Origin of the sequence: uncultured Ruminococcus sp., from assembly GCF_947301925.1 — a bacterium.
Lineage (GTDB): Bacteria > Bacillota > Clostridia > Oscillospirales > Ruminococcaceae > Ruminococcus.
Window position 1 is genome coordinate 59023 of record NZ_CAMYUE010000004.1, and the last position, 21811, is coordinate 80833.

Below are 21811 nucleotides of genomic sequence, written 5' to 3' on the forward strand. Positions count from 1 at the left end.
ATAATACACTTCAGCAGCAAAAAAGGTTTCACTTTTTTCAGAAAAAAATATCAATAGCCATTATACCACAAAAAAATGCGCTCTGCAACTGCTGGAGATAATAACAGAAAAGCCATAGTATCACAAAGGATACTATGGCTTGTTGACTGATAGCTGTTTACTGTCCGATCACTTGGTGCCGTCCACAAGATATATGAACTTCACGCTGCCGTCCATCTTGTCGGATATTCCCGAGTAGCTGTTGTACTCCCTTGAAGCGTCCCTCATGGCCTTCAGGGTCTCTATGATATCGGGGAGCTTCTCGTCCACTGCTCCTGTCAGCACTGATATGCCTTCGTCATTGAAGCGTATCATGCCGTCGTTGAGCTCCTTGGCGCCGCTTTCCAGTCTGCCCACGCCGTCGATGAGTTCGGCGCTGCCTGACTTCATGGCGCCTATGCCGTTATATAGCTCTACCGAGCCGCCCGAAAGCTTTGAAGCGCCTGCGCTGAGCTGCATAAGGGAATCGTACAGCGTCTTTGTGCCTGCGGTAAGCTGTGAGCTGCCGCCGTAAAGCTGTGCAAGGCCGCCGTCCAGTGCCACAGCGCCGTCCGAGAGCTTTCCTATGCCGCCGTTAATGGTAAGTGAGCCCTGCGAGAGCTGTGCAAGGCCGCTGTCCAGAGCCGAGGCTCCGTCTGAGAGCTGACCGATACCGCCGCTGAGATCAACAGCTCCTGCCGACAGTCTGCCCAGACCTGTATTCAGCGAAGCGTTTCCGCTGCTGAGACTGTCGATGCCCTTGAACAGGGCGTCAAGACCGCCTATGAGCTGTCCGCTGCCTCCTGTAAGATCACCTATGCCGCTGTCAAGGGCTGCTGCGCCTGTGCTCAGGTCTGCTGCGCCCTTTGAGAGCTGTGCCGTGGAGTCGGAGAGCTGCTGTGTGCCTGCGGAGAGCGCCTTTCCGCCGTCGCTGAGCGTGCCGAGGCCGCTCTGTAAGGCTGACGCGCCGTTCTGCGCCGACTCAAGGCCTGCGCTGAGCTGACCCAGACCGCCGCTGAGCTGCTGTGCTCCAGACTGTACCGAAGCGGCACCTGCGCTGAGAGCGCCGCCCTCCGCCATAGACGCGGAGATCTGCTTCTGACCCTCTATGGTCTGCTGCAATGTTCCTATAGCCACAGCAAGCTCCTGTGAGGGAGACTGCTGGTATAATGCCTGCAATGCCGCAAGTGCCTGTTCGTTGGCGGCAATGGTTGTATCCAGCGACGTGCCTGCCTGTGTGATGCCTGCGGAGAGCTGTGAAGCTCCCTCGCTGAGAGCTGAGGCGCCGCCTGTGAGACTGTCTGCTCCTGCCTTTGCTGCGATAACGCCCTCTGTTATGGCGTCTGCGCCGCTCTTTGCGAAGCTTATGCCCTCGGCAAGCTGTCCTGCGGAGGCAGAGAGCTTTGCCGCGCCGTCATTTACTGCTGCCGCGCCCTGTGAGAGCTGTGCGGAGCCCTCCTTCACCTTGCTGCTGCCGTCGGCCAGAGCGCCTGCGCCCTGGGACAAGGAGCCTGCACCTGCTTTCAGTGCGTCGGAGCCATCCTTTACCTGTGCGAAGCCTGCGGTCATGGCGTCGGAGCCTGCCTTTGCGTCCTTCAGGCCGCTGCTGAGAGCCTCAGCTCCTGCGGATACCTGTCCGAAGCCGCCTGCGAGAGCTGCGGAGCCCTCCTTTGCGGAGCCTATGCCCTTTGACAGCTCATCTGCGCCGCCGCCGAGCTGTCCCAGACCGTCTCTGAGCTGTGAAGCTCCGTCCTTTGCGCTGCCAAGACCTGCCGCAAATGTTCCTGTGGAGTCGGAGAGAGTCTTTGCGCCGTCGGTGATCTTCTTTGCACCGCCGTCAAGCTCTGCGGCGCCGTTTTTCAGCTCCAGAGAGCCTGCAAGGAGCTTGTCGATGCCGTCGGTGAGATCTCCTGTGCCGCCCGAAAGCTTCTTTATGCCGTCATAGAGGGCGGCTGTACCGTCGGAGAGCTTCTCCGCACCGTCGCTGAGCTCCTTCAGCTTGCCCTTGAGGTCGTCAAGGTCTGCGGCGTTATCCACGTCGAGCTGTGAGAATATCTCGTTGGAGACAACTGTCACTGAGGTGTTCATATCAAAGTCGGTAACGTCTGCGGAGACCTCGAAGCTGTCGGGGATATTCACGTCGACGCCCTCTATGCTGTCAAGGCCGAGGCTGTCGCCCAGACCGGGGAATGCCATGCCTACAACTATAAGCTTTTCGCCGTCGGAGATGACCTTGCCGTTTGTTACCTCTACGTTGATGTACTTATCCGTGCTGAGGACTGCGGCGCTGGCTGCCATGAAGGGGACGTACAGCTCCTTATCCCTGCCGTTTACGGTCTTTGTGACCTTCTTGTTGTTCTTGTATGTCCAGCGGATAACGAGATGACCGCTTTTGCCTTTGATGCTCTCGGGAGTTGCCTTTTTGCCGTCAAGGAAATACTCCATTGTAACGTCCACGGGGAGCTCCTTGTCAGAATAGCCCTTGTAGTAGATATCGCTGCCCTCGGCGTCCCAGCTGAGGTTCTCGCCGTTCACCTCAAATGACTGGTCGCCCTTGACATTGACGATATTGCTGAGGTCTGAGATATCGGATATGCTTCCCAGAGCGGGAGCATTCTTCAGCCAGTCGCTGACAACTACGTTCTTTACCGAGGAATCACTGTTGCAGAGGACATAAACGGTCTCGTCCTTGTAGGCGTTCTCTCCGTTGTCCTGTCTGGAGGAGCCTTCGCTGCCCGATTGGGGGGCGGCGGTCTTTTTCAGGGCCTCCTGTGTTCTGCCGCTGTTCTTTGCGTATGCTATAGAGCCTGTTGCGCCTGCGGAAACAGCTGCCGCAAGCAGAGCTGCCATTATCTTATTGACCTTTTTCATATCTGTCTCTCCTTTATATCACACTGTTCCGAATAAGTGATGGTGCCTTGTATGCTTTTTGTTCTTCGGAAGGAAGCCTGCGCTGGTCCTGCATATTATGCTGTCGAATACCATGAACATAGAGGGCAGCACGGTTATTACTATCACCATGGAGATGAGAGCGCCTCTTGCCAGGAGCATACACAGCTCCGAGATAAGTCCGATATCCGAGTAAAGGGCAACGCCGACTGTTGCGGCGAAGAAGCCCAGCGCCGAGGTGATGACGGATCTTATGGAGGTGCCCAGGGCGATGCCGACGGACTCCTTTTTGTCCTTGCCGCTGCTGCGCTCGGTGCGGTATCTTGTGGTCATGAGTATCGCGTAGTCAACGGTGGCGCCAAGCTGTATGGTGCCTATTACTATGGGAGCTATGAACGAAAGCTTCGAGCCTGTATAGCAGGCTGTTCCCAGATTTATCATGATGGCAAGCTCGATGACCGATACAAGTATCACAGGGAGGGATATGGACTTGAAGGTGAATGCTATGATAAGGAATATAGCTGCTATGGAAAGGAAATTCACCACCTTGAAGTCCTTGTCGGTGATAGTGATGAGGTCCTTTGTGGCGGGAGCCTCGCCTATGAGCATTGCTTCGGAGTCGTATCTCACGGCGATGTCGTTGAGCTCCTTAACCTGCTGATTTACTGCGTCGGAGGCTACCTCGTACTCGGAGCCTATGAGCATTATCTGCCATCTGTCGCTCTTGAGGACGCTTTTTATCTCGTCGGGAACAGCCTCTTCCGGGATAGCGGAGCCCACCAGAGAATTGAAGCCTGCGGCGAACTGAACGCCGTCCACATTCTTCATCTCGCTGAGCATATTATTTGCGTCCTTGGCGCTCATTGCCGAATCCACCATGAGTATGTGGGTGCTGTTCATGTTGTACTCCTCCTCCAGCTTCGTGTTTGCGATAACGCTGTCAAGGGTCTTTGGGAGTGTGCTGTCCAGCTTGTAGTACACGCCGTAGTGGCTGTTGCCGTACACCGCAGGTATCAGAAGAACTATGCCTGCTGTGAGGAATGCCCATGAGTGCTTTACTATGAATGAGGAGGTGCGCCTGAATGCGGGGAGGAAATCCCTGTGTGAGGTGCGCCCGATAGCCTTATCAAATATGAGTATCATGGAGGGAAGGACTGTGACGCAGGCGATAACTCCGCATACAACGCCCTTTGCCATTACTATTCCCAGGTCAAGGCCGAGGGTGAATGTCATGAAGCACATTGCAAGGAAGCCTGCCACTGTTGTGAATGAGCTTCCCACAACCGATGTGATAGTTGCCGCGATAGCGTGTGCCATTGCGTCCTGCCTGCTGTCGGGGAAGTACTTCTGCTGTTCCTTGTAGCTGTGCCACAGGAATATTGAGTAGTCCATTGTAACGCCAAGCTGGAGCACCATTGCAAGAGCCTGTGTTATAAAGGATATCTCGCCCAGGAATATGTTGGAGCCTAAGTTCCATACCACCGCGAAGCCTATGCTCAGCATGAAGAATACGGGTATCAGGAAGGAGTCCATAGTCACCATAAGGACTATGCTTGTGAGTATAACCGCGATGACTGCGTAGATGAGGGTCTCGCTCTCGGTGATGTTCTTCATGTCAAGGGTCATTGCGGACATACCGCTGATGAAGCACTGCTTTGAGGTTACGTTCCTCATCTCCTCAACAGCGGCGAGAGTTCCGTCGCCCGAGGTGGTATCGTCGAAGAATACCGCCATAAGTGTGGAGTCGCCCTTGTTGAAGAAGTCGTATATGTTGCTTGGAAGTATCTCCTTCGGTATGGTGCAGTCCGTCATGGACTGGTAGCATACCACGTTGGAAACATGGTCTATGTCGGATATCTTATCGGCGGTGGCGGCCACGTCCTTGTCGCTCATGCCCTCCACCATTACCAGTGAAAAGCCGCCCTGACCGAAGTCCTCCTTCAGTATGTCCTGTCCCTTCATGGTGTTTATGTCCTTGGGCAGGTAGGAGAGTATATCGTAATTTACCCGTGTGCCGATATAGCCTATAGCCGACGGTATCAGCAGCAGCACGGCGATAATGAGTATGAAAGCTCTGTGCTTTGCTATCCATTCTCCGAATCTCAGCATAATATCATCCCTTCTGTTCTGTCTGCCGGGCGCATATTGAAAGTCCGCGTGTCTGTCTGGGCAGTGTCCATGGGAAGGGGAAAACTGCCGGTATACCTTTAGGAGAGATATGACTGATCTGAATGGGAAACAGAAAAGCTCGGGGGACTCCGCGGACATTCAATATGCGCCCGTTTTACTTGTTATAAAATAGTATATTACAAAAATGACCGATAGTCAACATCTTTGAGGAAGAAAAATGACCTGCGGTCATATTTTTGTAAACCTGCACAAATTCGCCTGTGCATTGATGTGACCGTTAGTCATTTTTAACACCTTGACACCGCCTGCTTTTCGGGCTATAATAAGTATAAATCATAATTATGCGCAGCAAAATTATGATTTCAGTGATTAGAATATCTGTAGTGGAGGGCTCCCTCGCCCTCCCGCGTAGAACGTAATTATTTTGGCGGGAGCCCGGGGGCGGGCTCCCTTACAATGCAAATTCTGATTTATCGGAAAGGTGTGTAATGATGGGCAAGGTGGATCTGAATAAGAAGCTCAAGGAGAATTCGCTGCTGAAAACAGCCTTTGAATTCTTTACCACCAAGGGCTTCAGCAAGACTTCCATAACCGACATCGTGGAAAAGGCAGGCGTGGCAAAGGGGACATTCTACCTCTATTTCAAGGATAAGTACGATATCCGCAACAAGCTCGTCTCGCATAAGTCCAGCCAGCTTTTCAAGGCCGCTGTCAGCGAGCTTGGCGACGAGCTGGACAGGCTTCCCTTCGAGGACAAGCTCATCAGGATAATCGATAATATCATAAATCAGCTCAACGAGAACCAGTCGCTGCTGACATTTATCTCCAAGAACCTGAGCTGGGGCATATTCAAGAATGCCATCACTACCCCCGTCACCGACGACGATGTGGATTTTGCGGAGATATACCAGAAAATGCTGGACGAGTCTCCCACAGGCTTCCGCGATCCCGAGATCATGCTCTTCATGATAATCGAGCTGGTAAGCTCTACCATTTATTCCGCTATACTCTATAAGGAGCCTTGCTCCCTTGCAAAGCTCAAACCCTATCTCTATAACTCCATCAGGCTTATTATCGCTCAGCATGAAAATAAACCAAAGGAATTGAAATGAATAAAAAAAGGCAGTCCGTAAGGACTGCCTTTTCTTATCGTGTGATGTTGCTCACCCATTTATATTTGACGTAGTGTCTGTATACCGCAGGTATCTTCACGAACTCGTCCAGCGTCAGGATGAATGCTACCGCGAGCACGGGGAGCTTCAGCCAGAAGGCCGCTATCATACCCATCGGCACTACCACGCACCACAGCGTTACGATATCGCATATCATGCCGAATTTCGTATCGCCGCCCGCAGGGAATATTCCGCCGATGACAGTGGAATTCAGCGAGTTTCCGATGATGTAGTAAGCTGCCATCAGCATCATGTACTTCAGGTAAAACTGCGCCTGATCGTTCAGGTGTATCACTTTCAGTATAAGCGGAGTTACGGCAAGTATCACAACTCCCGAGGCTGCACCTATAACCAGTGAGAACCTGACGAAGCTGCCGCCTGCTTTCTTTGCCTCCTCCTTCTCATTCCTGCCGAGCATACCGCCGATAATTATGCTTACGCCTGCGGCTATGCCCCAGCAGAGACTTGCTATCATGCTGCGGACTATGCCTGCTATGGAGTTTGCGGCAGTGGCGTCGGTGCCGAGATGTCCCATGATAACGGAATACATGGTGACTCCGCCTCCCCAGCCCAGCTGATTCAGCAGCAGGGGCGTGGTGTACTTTATGTAGTCCATATGCAGGGGCTTGTTGTTGAGCCTGAACATCTTTCCTATCCTGAGAGGAGGACATTTGCCCTGTATCATTACGGCTATGATGAATACGCACTCAAATACCCTGGCGATCACCGTGGCAAGAGCTGCTCCCGCTATGCCCATTTCGGGGAAGGGGCCAAGGCCGAATATGAGACAGCCGTTCAGCAGTATATTCAGCACCACGGCAAGGCTGCCGATAAGGGAGCTTAGACCTGCGTGGTCGCATATCTTCATGATACCGAAGTATCCCTGTGAGAAGCCGCCCAGAATGTATGAAAGGGCGACGGTGCGCAGATAGATGCTGCCAAGGCGTATCAGCTCGGGATCGGATGTGAAAAAGCGCATGAGATACTGGGGGAATATCAGTGCCGCCAGTGTGAATACGGTGCCTATGAGCAGGGAATAGCGCATGGATACCGCCAGTACCTCCTCAACGGTGCGCTGATCCTTTTTGCCCCAGTACTGAGCCGCAAGGACTCCGCAGCCAGTCACGAACGCCCAGATGAACAGTCCCGATACGAAGCTTATCTGTCCTGCCAGAGATGAGGCGGACAGTGAGTCCTGATCGAGAAAGCCCAGCATAAAGGCGTCCGAGGCCGATACCAGCGATGACATAAGGTACTGGAAGGCGATGGGCGCCACAATGGTGAACAGTTTTTTGTATAGATCTTTGTTTTTCTGCATATATCTCCTTTATTTCTGTAGGGAAGGTCGTTACCTGTGATGCGACGAAAAAGCTGCCGCACATATGTGCAGCAGCCATATTGCTTATTAAACAGCAGCCTTATCGCTTTCGGGCTTTGTTTCCTCAGCCTTGTCGGGGACGCTGACCTTTTCGATGTCTGCGCCAAGTGCACGGAGCTTGCCCTCCATGCAGTCATAGCCTCGCTCGATATGGTATATATCCTCTATCTCGGTAACTCCGCTTGCAGCAAGTCCTGCGATTATAAGTGCAGCTCCTGCTCTCAGGTCGCAGGCCTTTACGGGAGCTCCCATGAGCTTGCCTGTGCCCTCGATAAGAGCGACCTTGCCGTTTACGGTGATATCGGCGCCCATTCTTCTGAGCTCATCAACATAGCGGAAGCGCTGCTCCCAGATGTTCTCGGTAATGATGCTTGTGCCCTCTGCAAGACACAGGAGGGTAGCTATCTGGGACTGCATATCCGTGGGGAATCCGGGGTGAGGAGCGGTCTTTACATTGGTCTTTACAAGGGGACCGTCTACCCATACCCTTATGCTGTCGTCGAACTGCTCTATGTTTACGCCGATCTTTTCAAGCTTCTTTGTAATTGACTCAAGGTGCTTGGGGATAACGTTCTTGATAAGTACGTCGCCCTTTGTGGCAGCAACTGCCACCATGAATGTACCTGCCTCGATCTGGTCGGGGATAACGGCATATGTGGTGCCGTGGAGGTGCTCGACGCCTCTGATCTTGATAACGTCGGTACCTGCGCCCATGATATTTGCGCCCATGGAGTTGAGGAAGTTTGCAAGGTCAACGATGTGAGGCTCCTTTGCCGCGTTTTCGATGACTGTGAGTCCCTCTGCCTTTACGGCAGCCAGCATGGCGTTCATGGTAGCTCCTACGGTGACAACATCGAAGAATATCTGGTTGCCGGAGAGCTTTTCTGCGGTAAGGTCTATCATGCCCTGGCTGAGAGTGTATTCAGCGCCGATGGCTGTGAAAGCCTTTAAATGCTGGTCGATGGGGCGGTCTCCGAGAGGACATCCGCCGGGCATGGAAACCCTTGCCTTATTGAATTTGCCCAGGAGCGCTCCTAAGAAATAATAGGAGGCACGCATCTTCCTTGCGTACTCGTAGGGGACGCAGAATTTATTGATAGTTGTGGGATCGATCCTGTATGCGTCCTTGCCGATATTTGTGACCTCTGCACCCATTTCCTTGAGGATACGGATACAGATCCTTACATCGCTGATGTAGGGCACGTTCTCGATAACGCAGGGCTCGTCCGAAAGGATGACTGCGGGAAGAATTGCAACTGCTGCATTCTTTGCTCCGCTTATGGTAACTTCACCTTCAAGGCGTCTTCCGCCTTTAACAACAAACTTATCCAAATATTTTCTCTCCTTATTTTTCGGGTTATTTGTATCTGTTCCCGAATTTCTTTCTTTTGTTCCTCGGCATAAGACGCCGACCATATAAATCAATAAGCTTACAGCTTAAAAATTATCACTTGTAATCTGAAAGATCCCAGCGGATCTCGCCGCCATCGTACTTTTCGACCGTCATCTTTTCGATGACCACGTCCTTCTTGGGCTTCTGATCCTCGTCCACTTCCTGACCTTCGATATCGTAGATGATATCAAGTCCGTCAAAGACCTGTCCGAATATGGTATAGCTTCCGTCGAACCACGGTACGCCGCCGTGAGCGGAATATGCTTCCTTTTCGCTTTCGGTGAAGGCGTAGCCGTAGGACTCCATCTCTTCGATCATGCCCTGAGTTACATCTTCGCCTGTAACAATAAAGAAGCGGCTTCCGTTTGTATTGGTAGAGCCCTCATTGGAGTAGGCCACGGCGCCTGCCGCGTGGATAAGGTGGGGGTCTGTGCCGCCCTCATAGCCCTTTTCGTATATGGACTCGCCGCCTGTACCGTCACCGTTGGGGTCTCCGCCCTCGATGAGGAGGTCCTTTATGACCCTGTGGAAGGTAAGGCCGTCATAATAGCCCTGTTCAGAAAGGGTTATGAAGTTTTCAACTCCCTTTTCGGCATATTCGGGGAAGAGCTTGATCTTTACTTCTCCGTCGTAGCCCTTGAGCTTCATGCTGACTATGGTCTCACCATCTCTGGGGGCTGTGAAGTTTGCTATATCAATGTTTTCCCTGCCCGAGGCCTGTCTGATCTCCTCGGGGTCGAAGGGCTCGTACTCGTCAAGATACCAGTGTATATCCTCGCCGTTGTACTCGCTTACCTTTACGGACTCCATGATGACGTCCTTCAGGGGCATATAGTTCTGGAGATTCACGCATACGTTCTGTATCTTGAAGATAACATCAAGGCCGTCTATGACCTGGCCGAACACGGTGTAATTGCCGTCCAGCCACGGTGCGCCGCCTATTTTCTTATATATATCCTTTGCGCTGTCGGAGAAGGCGTAGCCCTTCTGCTCCAGATCGCTGAATTTCTCGTCGTTGTACTGAGTACCCGTCACCACATAGAACTGACTGCCGTCGGTGTTGGTGCCGCCGCTGTTGGCGTAGCAGAGAGCTCCCGCAGCGTGTATGAGGTGAGGATCGGTACCGCCCTCGAACTTGCCGCCCCAGATGCACTCGCCGCCTGTGCCGTCACCCAGAGGGTCGCCGCCCTGTATCATAAAGTCGTTGATGACTCTGTGGAACTTCAGGCCGTCGTAGTATCCTTTTTTTGCCAGCTCGATGAAGTTTTCAACGCCCTTGTCCGCATATTCGGGGAAGAGCCTGAATTTCACGGTGCCGTAGTCCTTTATATCCATCGTTATGATGGTATCGCCCTTTTCGGGGGCGGTAAAGTTTGCGATATCCACATTCGCGGCAGTCGCAGGCTGTGCGGTGACAGCTTCTGTCTGAGCTTCGGTAGCAGCCGAGGTGCTTTCGGCACCGGAACCGCCGCCGTCCTTCTTTGAGCAGGAGGTAAAAGCCGAAGCCGCAACGGTAATGCAGAAAAGTCCTGCAAGGATCTTTCTGAGCATTATATATCACTCCTCGGAAAAATATATCCTGTGATTATTATGAGTAATTATACTTCAACTTATATATTATACATCAAAAAATTTGATTTGTAAATAGTTTCCTGATATTTTTGTTGCTGAAAGACAAAGCTTTTGCCTTGAAAGGCGGTTTTTATCTGAAACTTCAATGAAAAATCAGTCCTTTTCGGCGGGCTCAGTCATATTTTCTTCCGAAGAATAGGTACTGATGGTGACGGAATTTATCATGATATCCTGCTTGGGGAACTTATATGCGCCGATATCGGTGGTCTCCAGTGAGGCAAGCTGCTCGGCTACGTCCATTCCGCTGTATATCTGGCCGATGACAGTCATCTGCTGCGAGAAGTTGGGAACGCCGCCCTTTTCGATAAAGGCGTCCGCAAGAGCCTCGCTCTCGGAGGAGGACTTCAGCTCTTCCGTGAACTCGTCGTCGAACTTCACCGTATTCAGCATGAGGAAGCGGCTGCCGTTGTAGTATGTGCCGCCGCCCAGTATCTTCTCCTTGAAGCTCTGCTTGACGGTGGTGGTCATCATGCAGACAGCTCCCCTGAATGGCCAGAGGTCCTGATCGAGCTCCCTTTCCACCAGCTCGTGGGAGTTGTCCTTTGCGGAGCCGTTCTTGTTGGGAGCGCCTGCCGCGGAGTAAACTCCGCTCTCCGAGTGGAATATATATGTTCCGTTATAGTAGCCCGAATCTGCCAGCTCTGTGAAGTTTGCCACGGCGTTTGGGGACTTCTCGGGGAAGAGCCTGAACCTTATCTCGCCGAGGGTAGTGTCCACCACAGCGATGGGGTCGCCGTCCTTCGGCTCCTCAAGCTGTATGAGCTTCATGGTATCGGGGTCTATGGTGATGTAGCTGTTGTTCCTTGCCCTCATCATGCCGCCTATCATGACGGTAAGGGAGGAAACTCCCATGATAAGGGTGAATATCAGTACCAGCCTGACAACATGGTTGCGTTTAAACATGAAATTATCCTTTCCTTTGCATACTGCTTTTATTATACATAATGTGTCAATATTTGTCAATATATGCGCGTGAATTTAGCCTTCACAGAAAAACGGACGGCAATTGCCGTCCGGATGAGGTTAATTTTCAACTGTTTTCTGATAGAGCTCCCAGAGGTCTAAGGTCTCGGTCTTGTCGCGGTAGTGGATAGTGAGGGTATCGCCCTCCTTGACATTGATATAGCCCCATGAATACTGGTTCGGGTGCTCGCCGCGGTCGTCGAAGGGTATCCTGAGCACGGGATATATCCAGAGCTCGTCATGGAATATCAGGTCATGATGTTTTCCGTCCTCCATGATATGGTCTTCAATCTCCCGTTTGACGCGATGAGTGATGCAGCTGCAATCGGCAGTGAAATCCAGCCACAGCTCGCGTTCTGTTCTGACCTCTGCATTATCGGGGACGGGATAGAAATTGTCCATGAAATCGGAGATGTCCTTCTGATAGTTGTTTCCATTCTCGTCTGTTCCGTAAACGGTATAGCGCTTTACTTCTCTGGCTTTTACGGTATAATGCAGCTTATCCGAGCTTATGGGGATAACTCCCCAGAATACGAACATGAACACACCGAACAGCACCACGGCTGTACCGAGTACAGTGGCAATTATCTTGAGTTTGGTGCGTTTTTTCACCTTTTTCAGCGGTTTTACGTCCTTATCGGGCGCTTTTATGATATCTTCCTTTTTGTTCATGCTCTCATAGACGGCATTGCACTCCCCGCACTCATGGAGGTGCTTTTCTATCTCCTCGTTGCTGTCCTGAGAGGTAAGTTTGTCGCAGTACAGCGGCAAAAGGTCTCTGATTATATTGCATTTCATAAGATCACTCCTTTTTGCAGGGGCGCCCGCCCCTACAGGTCAATCGGCTAATTTCTGCTTTGCGCGGTAGTAGGTCACACGCGCCCAGTTCTCGGTTTTGCCGAATATCTCCCCTATCTCGCGGAAGCTCAGCTCCTGGGAGGCACGCAGCAGTATTATCTCCTTCTCTGTCTCGGGCAGGGAGTGTATCCTTTTCAGCAGCCGCAGCCTGCTGTCGGAGCTCTCCGCAGCCTCGTCGGGACGGGGCGCTGTATCCTCTGTGAGCTCGCTTATCTCCTCGCCCTTGTGCTTTCTTCGCTTGCGGAGCTCCTCCAGCCAGCAGTTACGCGCGATGCTGCACAGCCATGTGTATACCGAGCTCTCAACCTTGTACTTCTTCAGGGAGCGGAGCGCACGGTAAAAGGTCTCCTGAGTAAGCTCCTCGGCGGTGTCGGCTTCGCCGCAGAGAGTCATGAGATAGAGGAATACCTTCCTGCCGTTCTCTCTGTAGTATTTTTCCATATCCGATGACACTCTGCCGCCTCCTCTCCTTGAACGTTCACTTATTAGTTACACGGAAAGCCTGTTCGTTACAGACTTTCTGAAAAATTTTTTAAATTGACATAACAGTCTGTTCGTGATATACTGAACATACGTTATTATAACATTTTACGGCGGATACGGCAACTGTTGCGCAGACAGCACTGAAAAACAAGGCGGCAGTCTCATATATTTTTTACCTCTTTACTTTTATATATAAAATGTGGTATAATAAGAAGATACCGATAACGGACGGAGCTTTCTCCGTAAAAATATAACTTCTTCTGAGGTGTACAATGGCAAATAATTATTCTCTCGGCATTGACGTGGGCTCTACCACGGTAAAGACTGTTATAACCGACGCTGACGGAAATATCGTTTATTCCAAGTATCAGCGTCATCTTTCAAAGGTCAAGGAGACCGTCACGGACCAGCTGAAGATCATTCAGGCGGACTATCCCGATGAGGAGTTCACCGTTTGCATCACAGGCTCGGCAGGTCTGGGACTGGCTAATTCTGCGGATATACCCTTCGTCCAGGAGGTCCATGCCGCTTTTCTGGCGGTAAAGCAGAAGCAGCCCGACGCCGACGCTGTTATTGAGCTGGGCGGCGAGGACGCCAAGATAATATTCCTCACAGGCGGCGTTGAGCAGCGTATGAACGGCACCTGCGCAGGCGGTACGGGAGCCTTCATCGACCAGATGGCCACCCTCCTCGGCATAACCGCCGACGAGCTGGACGAGCTGTCGCTCCACGCCCAGAAGGTCTATCCTATAGCCTCGCGCTGCGGAGTTTTTGCAAAATCGGATATACAGCCCCTTCTCAATCAGGGCGCAAGACGTGAGGACGTTGCCGCAAGTATCTTCCAGGCTGTGGTGGATCAGACGGTATCGGGACTTGCTCAGGGACGTACTATCGAGGGAAAGGTGCTTTTCCTCGGCGGTCCGCTGTTCTTCCTCAGCGGTCTGAAAAAGGCCTTCAAAAAGACCCTCGGACTTGATGACAAGCACGCCGTGTTCCCGCAGGAGGCTCCTGTTTTCGTGGCTTACGGCTGCGCACTCTATGCGGCAACTGCCGAGAAGGCCTTCTGCATCGGGGATATAATCGAAAAGATCAGGACGGCAAAGGCCTCCGACGATATAGTGACGGGAGAGCCCCTTTTCCGCTCGCAGGCCGAGTACGAGGGCTTCATTGACCGTCATAAGAAGTTTGATCTGGGCTATGCGGATATACATACCTACAAGGGCGACGCCTACCTCGGCATAGACGCAGGCTCCACCACCACAAAGCTGGTGCTCATAACCGACGACGGCCGCATACTCTATCATCACTACTCCTCAAATCAGGGTCAGCCCCTTGACAAGATCGCCGATCAGGTAAAGCGCATATACAGCGAGATGAATCCTGCCATAACCATAAAGGGCTCTGCCGTTACAGGCTACGGCGAGGACCTTATAAAGTCGGGTCTCTCCATAGATCACGGCATAGTCGAGACCGTGGCGCACTTCAAGGCGGCGGCTTATTTCTGCCCCGACGTTGATTTCATCATAGATATCGGCGGACAGGACATCAAGTGCTTCAAGATAAAGAACAAGAGCATCGACAGCATCATGCTCAACGAGGCCTGTTCATCGGGCTGCGGCTCTTTCATACAGACATTCGCCATGGCGCTGGGCTATGATATCGCCGAGTTCTCAAAGCTGGGTCTCTTTGCGGAGCACCCCGTTGACCTGGGCTCGCGCTGCACCGTGTTCATGAACAGCTCGGTAAAGCAGGCGCAGAAGGACGGCGCTACTGTGGAGGATATTTCCGCAGGTCTGTCCTCCTCCATCATCAAGAACGCCATATACAAGGTAATACGCGCTAATTCTCCCGAGGATCTGGGAAAGAACATCGTCGTTCAGGGCGGTACCTTCCTCAATGACGCCGTCCTCCGCTCCTTCGAGAAGGAGCTGGGCAGGAACGTTATCCGTCCTGCCATATCGGGACTCATGGGCGCATTCGGCTGCGCTCTCTACGCAAAGGAGCGTGCGGGAGACGCACCGTCACAGCTTATTTCCGCAGAGGAGCTGGAAAACTTCAGCTATACCTCCCGTTCGGTAAACTGCGGCGGCTGTACCGCACATTGTCAGCTGAATATCATCAGCTTCGGCAAGGGACGCCGCTTCATATCGGGCAACCGCTGCGAAAAGGGCGGCGGAGTCGCCAACAGGAACACGGTTCCCAATCTCTATGAGTTCAAGTACGACAGCATACTCAACACCGTAAAGACCCACCAGCCCAGGCGTTACTGCGGAACAGTGGGACTGCCCCTTGCGCTGGGCTTCTATGAGCAGCTGCCCTTCTGGCATATGCTGTTCACCTCCCTGGGCTTCAGGACAGTTATTTCCGACGAGAGCTCCCGTGATATGTACTATCTGGGACAGCATACCATACCCTCGGATACGGTGTGCTATCCTGCGAAGCTGGCTCACGGACATATCGAGAACCTTCTTGACAAGGGCGTGGACTTCATATTCTACCCCTGCATGAGCTACAACATCGACGAGGGCGACAGCGACAACCACTTCAACTGCCCCGTAGTAGCCTACTATCCCGAGCTTCTCATGGCAAACAATCCCAGGCTCAACAGCAAGAACTTCATTCACCCCTATATGGACCTGAATATCAGGAAGAACGTCATAAAGGTGCTGGGACAGGCCCTCGGAAGATACAACGTAAAGGGCAGGATACCCGACGCTGTGGACAAGGCCTATGAAGCCCTGAAGAGCTACCGCAACTCCGTTTCAAGGAAGGCCATGGAGATAATCTCCCAGGCAAGGGCGGAGGGACGCAAGATAATCGTTATCGCAGGCCGTCCCTACCACATCGACAAGGAGATAAACCACGGCATACACAAGCTGGTATCCAGTCTGGGAATGGCTGTCATCACCGAGGACAGCGTTGCGGCCTTTGCTTCCACTCCGAAGCTGGGCGTGCTGAACCAGTGGACATACCATTCAAGGCTCTACCGCGCCGCCAAATACGTCACCACACAGCCCGATATGCAGCTCATACAGCTGGTGTCCTTCGGCTGCGGCATTGACGCCGTTACGGGCGACGAGGTGCGCTCCATACTGGAGAGCCGCGGAAAGCTGTACACTCAGCTGAAGATAGACGAGATAAACAACCTGGGCGCCGCAAGGATAAGACTCAGGAGCCTTGTTGCCGCTATGGAGCAGACAAGTCCCGAGCCTGCGAAAAAGCCGCAGGTACAGCCTGTGTGACATCACAGACAATAGCATTTACGATACGGAGGTTTCTATGCCTGAATATGCAAAGTTTACCGAGGATATGATAAAGACCCATACTATCCTCGTTCCCGATATGCTGCCCATACACTTCAAGATGCTCATATCCATCTTTGAGGCCAAGGGCTATAAGCTGGAGCTGCTGCGCAACGATTCCCGCGCAGTTGTTGACGAGGGACTCAAGAACGTACACAATGACGCCTGCTATCCCGCTCTGCTGGTAATAGGCCAGTTCATGGACGCCCTCAAAAGCGGAAAGTACGACCCCGACAGGACGGCTCTCCTCATAACCCAGACCGGAGGCGGCTGCCGTGCGTCAAATTACATACACCTGCTGAGAAAGGCAGTTGCAAAGAACTATCCCCAGATACCTGTGGTATCCCTGAACTTCAGCGGACTGGAAAAGGACAGCGCCTTCAAGATAACAGCGCCCATGTTCCTGAAAATGCTGTACGCCGTGCTCTACGGCGACCTGCTCATGACCTGCTACAACAAGTGCAGAGCCTATGAGATAAACAAGGGCGACTCGAAGAAAATGCTGGCAAAATGGCACAGGAGACTGTGCAATATCTTCCTGAAGGGCAGCAGGATGTACCTGAGGACAAAGAAGGTGTACAGGGATATCCTTGACGATTTCGCCTCCATTCCTCTCAGCAGCGAGAAGAAGATAAGAGTGGGCATAGTGGGCGAGATCTACGTCAAGTATTCTCCCCTTGCAAACAATCACCTTGAGGACTTCCTCATATCCGAGGGCTGCGAGCCCGTTGTGCCCTCGCTTCTGGAGTTCGTAATGTACTGCGCCGCAGGAAACTTTAACGACGCAAAGATATACGACCACACCACCAAGGAGTCCATATTCAACAAGATAGGCTACGATCTTATCTACGCCAAGCAGAAGGAGCTCATAAAGGTAATGAAGGAGCAGGGCAGCTTTGAGCCCCTCCACGACTTCGAGCACCTTAGAAGGCTGGCGGACAAGTACATCAATCAGGGCGTTGTTATGGGCGAGGGCTGGCTCATACCCGCAGAAATGGCCGCTCTTGCCAAGTCGGGAGTGGAGAACATCATCTGCACACAGCCATTCGGCTGCCTGCCCAACCATATAGTCGCAAAGGGTATGTCACGCGCCATCAAGCAGGACAACCCCAACGCCAATATAGTCGCTATCGACTACGATCCCGGCGCCACAAGAGTAAACCAGGAGAACCGCATAAAGCTCATGCTTGCCAATGCAAGGCTGTAAGCCGCGCAGAGCCGAAGGGAGGGAGCTTATCCATGATAAAGACCAGAACAGGCGAGACTATCGTCACAAATGAGGGACAGAACAGGCTGCTGAAAAAGCTCTACGGCAGCGTACCCGGAAGGGTGCTGCTGAAGTCTCTGACCGCTCCAGCCATATCACATATAGCAGGGCGTTTCATGGATTCAAGAGCTTCCACCCTGCTGATAAAGCCCTTCATAAAGCGCAGCGGCATAGACACCTCGGATTATGTCATGTACCGCTTCCGCTCCTATAACGATTTCTTCACCCGCGTCATAAAGCCCGGAAAGCGCCCCATAGACAACGATCCGCGCCACCTTATAAGCCCCTGCGATTCAAAGCTGACGGTGCATAAGATAGGCAGGAACAGCATATTCCGCATTAAGGGCTCACGCTACAGGGTAAGGGATCTGCTGAAGAACGAGTTCCTTGCAAACCGCTTCTGCGGAGGCTACTGCCTTATATTCAGGCTGGAGGTGGACGATTACCACCGCTACTGCTATATAGACGACGGCACCAAGACCGACAATACCTTCATTGCGGGAGAACTCCACACAGTCAACCCCGTGGCTCTGGAAAGGTATAACATATACAAGCGCAACAGCCGCGAGTATACCGTGCTCCACACCGATAACTTCGGCGATGTGGTGCAGGTGGAGGTGGGCGCCATGATGGTGGGACGCATAGTGAACCACCACGGCGAGGCGGCCTTCTGCCGCGGCGAGGAAAAGGGCAGATTCGAGTTCGGCGGCTCCACCATAGTAATGCTTTTCGGCAGGGACAGTATACGTCCCGACGAGGATATACTCCGCAACTCCGCCGAGGGCATAGAGACCGTGGTGAAGTACGGCGAAAAGATCGGCGAAAGCTGCCGGTAAAGAGAAAGAGGAGAATAACATGAAAAAGCTGTCACTGCTGCTTGCCTGCGTGCTGGTATGCGCTCTTGCAGGCTGCTCAAAGAAGGACGATATATCGGTGCCTCATATCGAGATACCTCCCATAGCAGAGCCCTACACCGTGGAGGAGGGCGTATTCGATGTGGACGCTGTAAGAAGCAATATAAACATCAAGGGTCAGCACTTCGACCTGCCCCAGTATCTGAAGAAGCTGGGCAAGGACTGGTCCTTCAAGTTCTACGACAGGAAGGCCTACGGCCTCAAGGAGGGCAGCGCCATGGCCACCCTGTACTACAAGGGCACGGACATGGGTACGGTAATGCTGGAAAACTGCTACTCCAAGAATCAGAAGGAGAGCGTAATGTACAGCATAACCATCAAGACCTCCGACAGCGATATCTACGGCATAGTACCGCTGGTATCCACCGTTGAGGACGTGGAAAGGCTCATAGGAAAGCCCGATAACGAGGAGAAGCTGGAAAAGCCCTTCACCCATACCTACCGCTACGGCATAATGCTGGGCAAGGACGAGCAGGGCATACTCCGAAGCCATTCCATTACCGTTTCCTTTAACGAGGACGACGTTGTGGATCTGGTCAGCATAACCTATTCGGATATGTCGGAGCAGCAGGACGCTGTCACAACCACTGCCGAATGACGGATAAAGCGCCGCAATGCGGCGCTTTTTTATCACAATGTCCCAAATCCTGAAAAAATGGGCTCAGCCCCTTGACAAAAATCCCGTTATGTGGTACAATGTGTAAAGTGATTTTGCATTACACCCCAGCGAGGTGCCCGGAAATGGCTAAGGAACTTAAATTCGTAATGCTCCTGGACTGCTACGGCGACCTGCTCACAGACCACCAGCGCAGCCTTATGGAGATGTATTACTGCGAGGACCTCTCTCTTGCGGAGATCGGTCAGCCCATGAATATCACAAGACAGGCCGTGCGCAGCATTATCAAGCGCACCGAGGATATACTCCTCAACTATGAGGAAAAGCTGGGCTTCGCGGAAAAGCTGGGCATGATGAGGGAGTGCTTCGGCAGGATAGAGGCTGCCGCAGAGCATATCACTGACGAGGATACACGAAATACCATACTCTCCGAGACTGCAAGGATCGCGGAGCTGCTGTGATGATATAAAGGAGGTTCGGCATGGCATTCGAGGGACTTTCCGAAAAGCTGAACAACGTCTTTAAAAAGCTGAAATCAAGAGGAAAGCTTACAGAGTCCGACGTAAAGGAGGCTATGCGTGAGGTAAGACTTGCGCTGCTTGAGGCCGACGTAAGCTACAAGGTCGTAAAAGACTTCGTAAAGAGCGTTACAGAGCGTGCTGTAGGCGAGGAAGTGCTGGCAAGCCTTACTCCCGCCCAGCAGGTAATAAAGATAGTTAACGAAGAGCTGGTCTCCCTTATGGGTAACAGCAACGCCCGTATAAATATGGCTTCAAAGCCGCCCACGGTCATCATGATGTGCGGACTTCAGGGCTCCGGTAAGACCACCCACGCCGCAAAGCTGGCCAAGCTCCTTAAAAAGGAGGGACACCGTCCCCTGCTGGCAGCCTGCGATATCTACCGTCCTGCGGCTATCAACCAGTTACAGGTAGTAGGAGGAAAGGCTGACGTAAAGGTCTTTGAGATGGGTCAGACAGATCCCGTTGTCATTGCAAAGAAGGCTCTTGCCTACGCAAAGGACTACGGTCACGATATACTCATAATAGATACGGCAGGACGTCTCCATATCGACGAGGCTCTCATGGATGAGCTTGTCAATATCAAGAACGAGACAAAGCCCGACGAGATAATGCTGGTAGTTGACGCCATGACAGGTCAGGACGCTGTAAATGTCGCCAAGGCCTTCGATGAGGCGGTAGGCATCACAGGCGTGCTCATGTCAAAGCTGGATTCCGATACCAGAGGCGGTGCGGCTCTGTCCGTACTCTCTGTTACAGGTAAGCCTATCAAGTTCGTTGGTATGGGCGAAAAGCTTGACGACTTCGAGCAGTTCCACCCCGAGAGAATGGCTTCCAGAATACTTGGAATGGGCGACGTTCTTACCCTTATCGAAAAGGCCGAGAACGTTATGTCCCAGAAGGACGCCGAGAAGCTCACACAGAAGTTCAAGGAGAACAAGTTCGATATGGACGATCTCCTGGATCAGATGAAGCAGATCAAGCGCATGGGCTCCATGAAGTCCATACTGGGTATGCTCCCGGGCGTAGGCGACAAGATCAAGGACGCGGATATTGACGAGAGCCAGCTGGGCAGGATAGAGGCTATGATAACCTCCATGACAAAGGCCGAGCGTGCAAAGCCCTCTATCATCAATCCGTCCAGAAAGAAGCGTATCGCAAAGGGCTCGGGCACAAAGGTGGAGGACGTCAACAGGCTCCTCAAGCAGTTCGACCAGATGCAGGCAGTTATGAAGAAGTTCACAGGAAAGAGCGGCAAGATGTCGCTGAGAAAGGCAAGAAAGAACCTTGCAGGCATGAACTTCGACAAGTACACAGGCAAGGGCGGCGGCAATCTGCCGTTCTGATCTTAAAATCAATTGTTATGTACGTATATGTTCAGGAATTAGCATTAAGGCATCATCACGGTTTTCACCATGAAACAGCTATAGGAAAGACACTGTTCTTTATCTTCTGCGGAGCTTCTATACTATGCCTTATCAAGGTAATGAGAATGTCTCCCGAGGATAGAAAAAAAGATAATCCAATGGCAGTTGCGGTGATGGCAGGTCTACTGCTGCTTTATGCTGCGTCGGTTATAATCGACGCGATACTTCAATAACAAGCTTTCAATGCGGTCTCCCGCCGCTTGAATATATTATTCCTTATATGGAGGTGAATACAATGGCAGTAAAGATCAGACTGAGAAGAATGGGCGCTAAGAAGGCTCCCTTCTACCGTGTAGTCGTAGCTGACTCCAGATACCCCAGAGACGGTCGTTTCGTTGAGGAGATCGGTTACTATGATCCTACTAAGGAGCCCTCTGTTGTCAAGATCGACGCAGACAAGGCTAAGGACTGGATCGCTAAGGGCGCACAGCCTACTGACACAGTAAAGGCTATCCTCAAGAAAGAGGGAGTTCTTTGAGCTGAAGCTTAATGGAGGAGGAGAGACATATGGTCTCTGCCTCTGTCCGCAAGCTTAACGGAGGTTTTACTAATGAAAGATTTACTTTATGCTATCGCAGCAGGCCTCGTTGAAGATAAGTCCGCTATAAATATTACCGAGGACGAGCCCGACGAGGAGGGCGTTATCGTATTCCACCTTAACGTTGCTCCCGACGATATGGGCAGAGTTATCGGCAAGCAGGGCAGGATCGCAAAGGCACTCCGTACTATCATGCGCGCAGGCGCAGCTAAGAAGGACCAGAAGGTCTCTGTTACGATCGAATAAAACAGAAGCTCCCCGTGGGGAGCTTTTTTGTGTTTTCAGGGCTGCGCTTTATAATATATATTGACAA

General features: G+C 52.2%; 18 protein-coding genes. 10 read left to right on the forward strand and 8 right to left on the reverse strand.

Annotated features, from left to right (window positions below):
• Positions 1-168 precede the first annotated feature (168 nt).
• The gene (locus Q0Y65_RS07055) at positions 169-2889 is read right to left on the reverse strand and encodes a hypothetical protein (protein WP_297958479.1); all 2721 of its coding nucleotides are present in this window, start codon (positions 2887-2889) and stop codon (positions 169-171) included.
• Positions 2890-2907: 18 nt separating this feature from the next.
• Complete coding sequence (locus Q0Y65_RS07060; RefSeq protein WP_297958480.1) at positions 2908-5016, reverse strand: RND family transporter; 2109 nt, start codon at positions 5014-5016, stop codon at positions 2908-2910.
• A gap of 509 nt (positions 5017-5525) precedes the next feature.
• Here Q0Y65_RS07060 and Q0Y65_RS07065 point away from each other — a divergent pair.
• On the forward strand, positions 5526-6149 hold the full coding sequence (locus Q0Y65_RS07065; protein WP_363293529.1) for a TetR/AcrR family transcriptional regulator: 624 nt from the start codon (positions 5526-5528) through the stop codon (positions 6147-6149).
• A gap of 34 nt (positions 6150-6183) precedes the next feature.
• Here the strand turns inward: Q0Y65_RS07065 and Q0Y65_RS07070 are convergent, their stop codons facing one another.
• The 6 genes from Q0Y65_RS07070 to Q0Y65_RS07095 form a co-directional block, all read right to left on the reverse strand.
• Entirely contained in the window at positions 6184-7527 is a 1344-nt protein-coding gene (locus tag Q0Y65_RS07070; protein ID WP_297958481.1) for an MATE family efflux transporter, read from the reverse strand.
• A gap of 87 nt (positions 7528-7614) precedes the next feature.
• Positions 7615-8919, reverse strand: coding sequence for a UDP-N-acetylglucosamine 1-carboxyvinyltransferase (locus tag Q0Y65_RS07075; protein ID WP_297958482.1), 1305 nt, complete (start codon positions 8917-8919; stop codon positions 7615-7617).
• A gap of 115 nt (positions 8920-9034) precedes the next feature.
• Positions 9035-10531, reverse strand: a complete 1497-nt coding sequence (locus tag Q0Y65_RS07080; RefSeq protein ID WP_297958483.1) for a peptidylprolyl isomerase — start codon at positions 10529-10531, stop codon at positions 9035-9037.
• 174 nt (positions 10532-10705) lie between these two features.
• The gene (locus Q0Y65_RS07085; protein ID WP_297958484.1) at positions 10706-11515 is read right to left on the reverse strand and encodes a peptidylprolyl isomerase; all 810 of its coding nucleotides are present in this window, start codon (positions 11513-11515) and stop codon (positions 10706-10708) included.
• A gap of 120 nt (positions 11516-11635) precedes the next feature.
• On the reverse strand, positions 11636-12373 hold the full coding sequence (locus tag Q0Y65_RS07090) for a zf-HC2 domain-containing protein (RefSeq protein ID WP_297958485.1): 738 nt from the start codon (positions 12371-12373) through the stop codon (positions 11636-11638).
• A gap of 39 nt (positions 12374-12412) precedes the next feature.
• The gene (locus Q0Y65_RS07095; protein WP_297958486.1) at positions 12413-12886 is read right to left on the reverse strand and encodes an RNA polymerase sigma factor; all 474 of its coding nucleotides are present in this window, start codon (positions 12884-12886) and stop codon (positions 12413-12415) included.
• 302 nt (positions 12887-13188) lie between these two features.
• Here Q0Y65_RS07095 and Q0Y65_RS07100 point away from each other — a divergent pair, with 302 nt between their 5' ends.
• The 9 genes from Q0Y65_RS07100 (at position 13189) to Q0Y65_RS07140 (ending at position 21744) form a co-directional block, all read left to right on the forward strand.
• A complete protein-coding gene (locus Q0Y65_RS07100) occupies positions 13189-16158 on the forward strand; it encodes an acyl-CoA dehydratase activase (RefSeq protein ID WP_297958487.1) in 2970 nt (989 codons plus the stop codon).
• A 37-nt stretch (positions 16159-16195) separates the two neighbouring features.
• The gene (locus tag Q0Y65_RS07105; RefSeq protein ID WP_297958488.1) at positions 16196-17425 is read left to right on the forward strand and encodes a 2-hydroxyacyl-CoA dehydratase; all 1230 of its coding nucleotides are present in this window, start codon (positions 16196-16198) and stop codon (positions 17423-17425) included.
• A gap of 32 nt (positions 17426-17457) precedes the next feature.
• Complete coding sequence (locus tag Q0Y65_RS07110) at positions 17458-18321, forward strand: phosphatidylserine decarboxylase (RefSeq protein ID WP_297958489.1); 864 nt, start codon at positions 17458-17460, stop codon at positions 18319-18321.
• 19 nt (positions 18322-18340) lie between these two features.
• Complete coding sequence (locus Q0Y65_RS07115) at positions 18341-18997, forward strand: hypothetical protein (RefSeq protein ID WP_297958490.1); 657 nt, start codon at positions 18341-18343, stop codon at positions 18995-18997.
• A gap of 143 nt (positions 18998-19140) precedes the next feature.
• Positions 19141-19476 (forward strand): YlxM family DNA-binding protein, encoded by a 336-nt coding sequence (gene ylxM, locus Q0Y65_RS07120; RefSeq protein WP_297958491.1) that lies wholly within the window; start codon positions 19141-19143, stop codon positions 19474-19476.
• A 20-nt stretch (positions 19477-19496) separates the two neighbouring features.
• Positions 19497-20879 (forward strand): signal recognition particle protein, encoded by a 1383-nt coding sequence (gene ffh / locus Q0Y65_RS07125; protein WP_297958492.1) that lies wholly within the window; start codon positions 19497-19499, stop codon positions 20877-20879.
• 17 nt (positions 20880-20896) lie between these two features.
• A complete protein-coding gene (locus Q0Y65_RS07130; protein ID WP_297958493.1) occupies positions 20897-21133 on the forward strand; it encodes a hypothetical protein in 237 nt (78 codons plus the stop codon).
• A gap of 62 nt (positions 21134-21195) precedes the next feature.
• Complete coding sequence (gene rpsP / locus Q0Y65_RS07135; RefSeq protein WP_019679906.1) at positions 21196-21438, forward strand: 30S ribosomal protein S16; 243 nt, start codon at positions 21196-21198, stop codon at positions 21436-21438.
• Positions 21439-21510: 72 nt separating this feature from the next.
• Positions 21511-21744 (forward strand): KH domain-containing protein, encoded by a 234-nt coding sequence (locus Q0Y65_RS07140; protein WP_019679907.1) that lies wholly within the window; start codon positions 21511-21513, stop codon positions 21742-21744.
• Positions 21745-21811 lie beyond the last annotated feature (67 nt).